Annotated in this window: 7 protein-coding genes; 6 read left to right on the top strand and 1 reads right to left on the bottom strand. The window is 72.4% G+C overall.

Annotated features, from left to right (window positions below; translation table 11 throughout):
• Window positions 1-59 precede the first annotated feature (59 nt).
• Genes ACFWZH_RS21120 through hutI form a run of 3 tightly spaced genes read left to right on the top strand, consistent with a single transcriptional unit; the run spans window position 60 to window position 3,837 of the window.
• Window positions 60-1,274, top strand: a complete 1,215-nt coding sequence (locus ACFWZH_RS21120) for an allantoate amidohydrolase (RefSeq protein WP_384433442.1) — start codon at window positions 60-62, stop codon at window positions 1,272-1,274.
• Window positions 1,265-2,638, top strand: a complete 1,374-nt coding sequence (locus ACFWZH_RS21115; RefSeq protein WP_384433147.1) for a formimidoylglutamate deiminase — start codon at window positions 1,265-1,267, stop codon at window positions 2,636-2,638. Before ACFWZH_RS21120 ends, ACFWZH_RS21115 begins: the two co-directional genes overlap by 10 nt.
• A 17-nt stretch (window positions 2,639-2,655) precedes the next feature.
• Window positions 2,656-3,837, top strand: a complete 1,182-nt coding sequence (gene hutI, locus ACFWZH_RS21110; protein ID WP_384433144.1) for an imidazolonepropionase — start codon at window positions 2,656-2,658, stop codon at window positions 3,835-3,837.
• A 201-nt stretch (window positions 3,838-4,038) separates the two neighbouring features.
• On the opposite strand, the gene ACFWZH_RS21105 is transcribed toward hutI, so the two are convergent.
• Window positions 4,039-4,851: an RNA polymerase sigma factor SigF gene (locus tag ACFWZH_RS21105; protein ID WP_384433439.1), complete on the bottom strand. Its 813-nt coding sequence runs from the start codon at window positions 4,849-4,851 to the stop codon at window positions 4,039-4,041.
• Window positions 4,852-5,239: 388 nt separating this feature from the next.
• On the opposite strand from ACFWZH_RS21105, the gene ACFWZH_RS21100 reads away from it, so the two are divergent.
• The 3 genes from ACFWZH_RS21100 (at window position 5,240) to ACFWZH_RS21090 (ending at window position 7,255) form a co-directional block, all read left to right on the top strand.
• Complete coding sequence (locus ACFWZH_RS21100) at window positions 5,240-5,608, top strand: STAS domain-containing protein (RefSeq protein WP_384433141.1); 369 nt, start codon at window positions 5,240-5,242, stop codon at window positions 5,606-5,608.
• Window positions 5,609-5,782: 174 nt separating this feature from the next.
• Window positions 5,783-6,283 carry an ATP-binding protein gene (locus ACFWZH_RS21095; RefSeq protein ID WP_384433139.1) on the top strand — a complete coding sequence of 167 codons (501 nt, stop codon included), beginning with the start codon at window positions 5,783-5,785 and terminating at the stop codon, window positions 6,281-6,283.
• Between the two features lie 264 nt (window positions 6,284-6,547).
• Window positions 6,548-7,255 carry an LPXTG cell wall anchor domain-containing protein gene (locus ACFWZH_RS21090; protein WP_384433136.1) on the top strand — a complete coding sequence of 236 codons (708 nt, stop codon included), beginning with the start codon at window positions 6,548-6,550 and terminating at the stop codon, window positions 7,253-7,255.
• Window positions 7,256-7,286 lie beyond the last annotated feature (31 nt).

Raw genomic sequence — 7,286 nt, 5'->3', positions numbered from 1 at the left:
CCTTCCCCTCCGCGGCGCGGGGCCGCGGGGTCCCCGTCCCCTCATTCGCCTTCTGTGGTTTGTGTTGCGCCCGCCCCGCCCCCCACAACCCCTCCTCCGGGGGGTACCGCCGCTACGCCTGGACCGGCGCCGACGCCGACTGCCGGGCGTGGTTCCGGGCCCAGGCCGAGGCCCGCGGACTCGCCTACGAGCTGGACCGCAACGGCAACCAGTGGGCCTGGCTCGGTGCCACCGGCTACCAGGACGTGGCCCCCGGCGACGCCGTCGTCACCGGCTCCCACCTGGACTCCGTACCGGACGGCGGTGCCTTCGACGGCCCCCTCGGCGTGGTCTCCTCCTTCGCCGCGCTCGACGAGCTGCGCAGCAGGGGAGCGGAGCCGGGCAGGCCGCTGGCGATCGTCAACTTCGGCGACGAGGAAGGCGCCCGCTTCGGTCTGGCCTGCGTCGGCTCCCGGCTCGCCGCCGGTGCGCTGACCGCCGAGGCCGCGCACCAGCTGCGCGACGGGGACGGCACCACCCTCCCGCAGGCCATGGAGCGCGCCGGATACGACCCCGACGCGATCGGCCCGGACCCCGAACGGCTCGCCAGGATCGGCGCGTTCGTCGAACTCCACGTCGAGCAGGGCCGCGCGCTGGACCTGTCGGGCGACCCGGTCGGCATCGCCTCCGCCATCTGGCCGCACGGCCGCTGGCGGTTCGACTTCCACGGCGAGGCCAACCACGCCGGGACCACCCGCCTCGACGACCGCCGCGACCCGATGCTCAGCTACGCCGCGACCGTGCTCGCCGCCCGAGAACAGGCCCGGCTGGCCGGTGCCCTGGCCACCTTCGGGAAGATCAGCGTGGAGCCGAACGGCGTCAACGCCATCCCCTCGCTCGTCCGCGGCTGGCTGGACTCCCGCGCCCCCGACCAGGACACTTTGGACACCGTGATCCACGGCATCGAGCAGGCGGCCGCCGAGCGCGCCGCACGCGACGGCGTGGACCTGACCGTCGTCCGCGAATCCTTCACCCCCGTCGTGGAGTTCCAGCACGCCCTGCGGGACGAGCTGAGCGCGATCCTCGGCAAGACGCAGGGGCGCACCGTGCCCGTCCTGGGCACCGGCGCCGGGCACGACGCCGGCATTTTGTCCGGCACCGTCCCCACGGCCATGCTGTTCGTCCGCAACCCCACCGGCGTCTCGCACTCCCCGGCCGAAGCGGCGGAGGAGGACGACTGCGTCGCCGGGGTCACCGCACTCGCCGACGTACTGGAGGGGCTGGCATGCCACTGACGCCGCAGGCAGCACCGACGCAGGCAACACCCACGACGTACTGGCTCGAACACGCCTGGCTCGGCACGCACGTCGAGCCGGGTGTGGCCGTGGACGTCGCCGACGGGCGGATCACGGCCGTGCGCGAGGGGGCCGACGCCCCGCCGCCCGGCGCCGTCGCCCTGCGCGGCCTGACGATCCCCGGCCTCGCCAACGCCCACTCGCACGCCTTCCACCGTGCGCTGCGCGGCACCGTCCAGGTCGGCAGCGGGACGTTCTGGACCTGGCGGGAGGTGATGTACGGCGTCGCCGACCGGCTCACCCCCGACACCTATTACGCCCTCGCCCGCGCCGTCTACGCCGAGATGGCGCTGGCCGGCATCGCCTGCGTCGGCGAGTTCCACTACCTCCACCACGCGCCCGGCGGCACCCGCTACAACGACCCCAACGCGATGGGCGAGGCGCTGATCGCGGCCGCGGCCGACGCCGGTATCCGCATCACCCTGCTCGACACCGCCTACCTCTCGGCCGGCTTCGGCGCCGCGCCCAACCGGCACCAGCTGCGCTTCTCCGACGGCACCGCCGAGCAGTGGGCGCAGCGCGCCGACGCCCTCAAGGACGGCCGCGAGCACGCCCGCATCGGCGCCGCCATCCACTCCGTACGCGCCGTCCCCGCCGAGCAGTTGGGCACCGTCGCGGACTGGGCCCGCGAGCGGCAGGCCCCCCTGCACGTCCACCTCTCCGAGCAGACCGCCGAGAACGACGCCTGCCTGGAGGCCCACGGCCGCACCCCCACCCAGCTGCTGTCCGACCACGGCGCGCTGGGCCGCCGCACCACCGCCGTGCACGCCACCCACCTCACCGGCGAGGACATCGGGCTGCTCGGCGACTCCACCACCGGTGTGTGCATGTGCCCCACCACCGAACGCGATCTGGCCGACGGCATCGGCCCGGCCACCCGGCTCCAGGGCCGCGGCAGCCCGCTGTCGCTCGGCAGCGACAGCCACGCCGTCATCGACCTGCTCGAAGAGGCCCGTGCCATGGAGCTCGACGAGCGGCTGCGCACCCGCACCCGCGGACACTGGACGGCCGCCGCCCTGCTGCGCGCCGCCACCGCCGACGGCCACGCCGCCCTGGGCTGGGACGACGCCGGCCGCATCGAGGCCGGCGCGCGCGCCGATCTCACCACGATCGCGCTGGACTCCGTACGCACCGCCGGACCACTGCCCCGACTGGCCGCCGAGACGGCCGTATTCGCCGCCTCCGCGGCGGATGTGCGACACACCATCGTCGGCGGGCGGCAGATCGTCCGGGACGGTGTGCACACTCTTGTCCCCGACGTGCCCACAGCACTCGCAGAGTCCATCGCCGCCGTACGCGGCTGAAGGAGAACACCCCCGCGATGACGACGACCTCCGCGCCGACCACCGCCATCACCCACATCGCCCAGCTCGTCACCAACGACCCCTCCCTCGGTGAAGGCCCCCTCGGTCTGATCCAGGACGCCGCGGTCGTCATCGACGGCGACCGCATCGCCTGGGTCGGTGCCTCCAGCAAAGCACCCGCCACCGACAACGCCGTCGACGCCGGCGGCCGGGCCGGCATCCCCGGCTTCGTGGACTCCCACTCGCACCTGGTCTTCGCCGGCGACCGCACCGCGGAGTTCAACGCCCGGATGTCCGGGCGCCCGTACTCCGCCGGCGGCATCCGCACGACCGTGGCGGCCACCCGCGCCGCCACCGACGAGGCCCTGCACGCCAACGTCGCCCGCTACCTGTCCGAGGCGCTCCGCCAGGGCACCACCACCCAGGAGACCAAGTCCGGTTACGGGCTCACCGTCGAGGACGAGGCCCGCGCGCTGCGCATCGCCGCCGAGCACACCGACGAGGTCACCTTCCTCGGCGCCCACATCGTCTCCCCGGACTACGCCGACGACCCGGCCGGCTACGTCGACCTCGTCACCGGCCCGATGCTGGACGCCTGCGCCCCGCACGCCCGCTGGATCGACGTCTTCTGCGAGAAGGGCGCCTTCGACGGCGACCAGGCCCGCGCCGTCCTGACCGCGGGTCAGGCCAGGGGCCTGGCGGCGCGGGTGCACGCCAACCAGCTCGGCCACGGCCCCGGCGTCCAGCTCGCCGTCGAACTGGGCGCCGCCTCCGCCGACCACTGCACCCACCTGAGCGACGCCGACATCGACGCCCTGGCCCAGTCCGACACCGTCGCCACCCTCCTGCCGGGCGCCGAGTTCTCCACCCGCGCCCAGTGGCCCGACGCCCGCCCGCTGCTCGACGCCGGCGCCACCGTCGCACTGTCCACCGACTGCAACCCCGGCTCGTCCTTCACCAGTTCGATGCCCTTCTGCATCGCGCTGGCCGTCCGCGACATGGGGATGACACCCGACGAGGCGGTCTGGTCGGCCACCGCGGGCGGCGCCCGCGCCCTGCGTCGTACGGACGTCGGCCGGATCACCCCCGGTGCCCGCGCCGACCTCGCCCTCCTGGACGCCCCCTCGCACGTCCACCTCGCCTACCGTCCGGGCGTCCCGCTCGTATCGGCCGTGTGGCACAAGGGAGTTCTGGTCTGACGAGCCGTCCGGCGGGCCGCCGGACGGCCGGCGCCCGGCGGCCCGCGCGAGGGTGCGGCGGCGTCAGGCCGTAAGGCGGCGTGCGGCGCCCTCACCCGGCCGAACAGCAAAGGAGGGCCCGCCCCCAGTAAGCCTCGGGGCAGGCCCTCTTCCGCGCGGGCGACTGCCGGCCTCAGTGGGCCGGCAGGGACCGCGGGTTGCTCACTCCTCGACCATCAGGCCCTTGCGGAGCCGCACGAGCGTGCGGGAGAGCAGACGGGAGACGTGCATCTGGGAGATGCCCAGCTCCTCGCCGATCTCGGACTGCGTCATATTGGCGACGAAGCGCAGCGAGAGGATCTTGCGGTCACGCGGCGGGAGCTCGGCGATCAGCGGCTTGAGGGACTCGACGTACTCGATGCCCTCCAGGCCGTGGTCCTCGTAGCCGATGCGGTCCGCCAGGGCGCCTTCGCTGTCGTCCTCCTCGGGCTGGGCGTCCAGCGAGCTCGCGGTGTAGGCGTTGCTCGCGGCCATCCCCTCGACGACCTCGTCGTTGGTGATGCCGAGGCGTTCGGCGAGTTCGTGCACCGTGGGGGCGCGGTCCAGCTTCTGTGCCAGTTCGTCGCCCGCCTTGGCCAGGTCCAGGCGCAGTTCCTGCAGACGCCTCGGTACGCGCACCGACCAGCTGGTGTCGCGGAAGAAGCGCTTGATCTCGCCGACGATGGTCGGCATCGCGAACGTCGGGAACTCGACGCCACGGCTGAGTTCGAATCGGTCTATCGCCTTGATCAGGCCGATCGTGCCGACCTGGACGATGTCCTCCATGGGCTCGCTGCGGGAGCGGAAGCGGGAGGCCGCGAACTTCACCAGGGCCAGGTTGAGCTCGACCAGGGTGTTGCGGACGTACGCGAATTCGTGCGTGCCTTCCTCAAGCGTCTCGAGTCGCTCGAAGAGGGTTTTGGACAGAGCCCTCGCGTCCACCGGGCCCACCTCGTCGAACGGCGGGATCTCGGGCAGACCGTCGATCTCAGGCATTCCCGCCAGGTCTGATTCGGCAGGGTGCGACTGGGAAGGGATGTGCCCGGTCGGGTCGGACGGGGGTGTCGACGATGCGGGCTGCCGGTTGTCGTCGGTGCGCAATTCGTCGAGCCGGGGTGACATGGTCTCCTCCATCGTTCTCGGCATATGGCTGCCGATGCCTCTCCGTGATGCTGCGGTGTGCGGCGCCTCCAAAGCCGGCCGTTTCGAATGTGTCCTTACTACGCCTACCTGGGATTGCCTGAAGATGGCAAGTGCGTGTTGTCCGTATATTGGGCAATATGCGGATTGTTCGGCTACCAGCGGGCGTCAGGAAGGCGTAGGGTTCGACGAGCGCAGTCGTAGCAATCAGTCGTCGTCGAGACAGCAAAAGGGGTGCGCGCGCATGGACCGCGGGACGGTCGGCAGTGCGAGCCGGGGTCGGCTTCACGTCGAGATCCGCCATCACGGCGCCAGCGCGGTCGTGACGGTCGCGGGTGAGCTTGACCACCACACCGCCGAGCTGTTGCGTGAGTCACTCGAAGGCTGCGTGGACGACGGACATGCACGCCTGGTGGTGGACTGCTCACGCCTTGAGTTCATGGACTCCACCGGCCTCAACGTGCTGCTCGGTGCGCGCCTGAAAGCGGAGGCCGAAGGGGGCGGGGTCCACTTGGCGGAGATGCAGCCCGTGGTTGCCCGGGTTTTCGAGATCACCGGCGCGGAGGCGGTTTTCACGGTGCACGACTCCCTCGATGCGGCTCTGGCCGACTGACGTGGCATACGGCGCCCGGAATGATGCGTTCCGGGCGCGTAGTACGTGTCACAACTTCCGTACCCAACAAGTGGGTGTTCTCACGGTCCGGTCGGGCAGGAGACATCTGAATCCGTTGCAACCAGTCAGCTATCTGTTCTCCGTGAATAGGCGAATCGGTGAGGTGAAGCGCTGATGAGCACCACCCGGCCGTACCCGCCGGGCGATCTCGGCCCGGAGCCGGGCGGCGCCGGTGCCTCCGCCGCCGTTCCGTCCGCCGCGCCGGCGGGCCAGATCCGCCGGCTGCGCCTGGCGGGCACCCGAGGCGCCGTGGCACGAGGCCGTGACTTCGCCCGGCAGGCCCTGCACGACTGGGGCTGGCTGCCGGCCGCCAATGCCGATCAGCGCGCCGCCGCCGAGGATGTGCTGCTGGTCGTCTCGGAGCTGGTCACCAACGCCTGCCTGCACGCCGAAGGGCCCGAGGAGCTGCGGCTGCGCTGCACCGCCAAGGTGCTGCGCCTGGAGGTCAGCGACCTCGGTGCGGGATCGCCCGCGCCGCGCAGCCCGCACCGTCCGGGCCGTCCCGGTGGCCACGGCATGTTCATCGTGCAGCGGCTGTGCCTGGACTGGGGCGTGGTGCGCAACGCCGACGGCGCCGGCAAGACCGTCTGGGCGGAGCTGGCCGCGCCGTCCTGACGGGCGGGCGGGAACGAGCGGAGTGAACCGAGCGCGGGCCTGCGGGCCCGCGCCGCGTCGTCTGTGCCTCCGGTGCCCTCTGCGGAGCGGGAGTGCCCGCGGCCGTCGCCGCCGCGGCCGGATTTCCCCGCCGTCCCAGGGCCGTACGGATCGGGGCTGTGCATTGCCTTCCCTCGACAAGGTCCCCGGCGTACCTTGAGCGGCCAATCTGATGTGCCGTCAGAACGTCCGGCGGTGCGCCCACCGGGAGAAGGGGAACGGAAGGTGACCCGCTTCTACGAACAGCACGGCAGGCGTCCGCGCCGGGCGGCCGGCCGCGCCGCCGCGATGGCGATGGCGGCGGGGGCCGCGGTGATGCTCACCGCGCCGGCCGCCCACGCCGAGGTCGTCGACGTCGACTACCAGTGCAAGACGCCGATCGGGAACAAGGGCGCGGTCTCGCCCATCGACATCAAGAGCACCCCCAGCGGGGGAGCGTACAAGCTGGTGATGTCCTTCGAGAAGGGCGTCTCCTCCAGCCCCGTGGAGCTGGGCAAGGGCGCGATGAAGCCGAGCGCGCTGATCAAGCTGGGCGGCGCGGAGAGCGGTACGGTGCCGGTCGCCGGGCCACCGAACGACCAGCCGATACCGGCCAACACCCCCATCAAGATCAGCGACTTGAGCGGTACGTACACGCCCAAGGGCAGCGGCAAGGTCACCTTCACGGCCGCCACGCTCACCATCAAGGCGCTGGGCACCACCACCACCTGCACCCCCAGCAACAACCCGAAGCCCTCGCTGAGCCTCGACGTGAAGGGCTCCGGCGGCTCGGGCGGCAGCGGCGGGGCGACCGCCGGCGGCTCCTCGGGCGGGCAGCTGCCGCAGACCGGGCCCGCGGACTCCGCGATCGCGCTGGGCACCCTCGGCGGCACGGTGCTGCTGGCCGGTGCGGCCGGTGCGCTCTGGCTGACCCGCCGCCGGCAACGGGCCTGACGCTCCGGTAGTCCCGCCCTCCGCGTACGAG

Source organism: Streptomyces sp. NPDC059008 (genome assembly GCF_042749045.1).
In the GTDB taxonomy this organism is placed as follows: Bacteria; Actinomycetota; Actinomycetes; order Streptomycetales; family Streptomycetaceae; genus Streptomyces.
The sequence above is the reverse complement of the archived record's forward strand: the minus strand, read 5'-3'. Positions and strand labels throughout refer to the sequence as shown.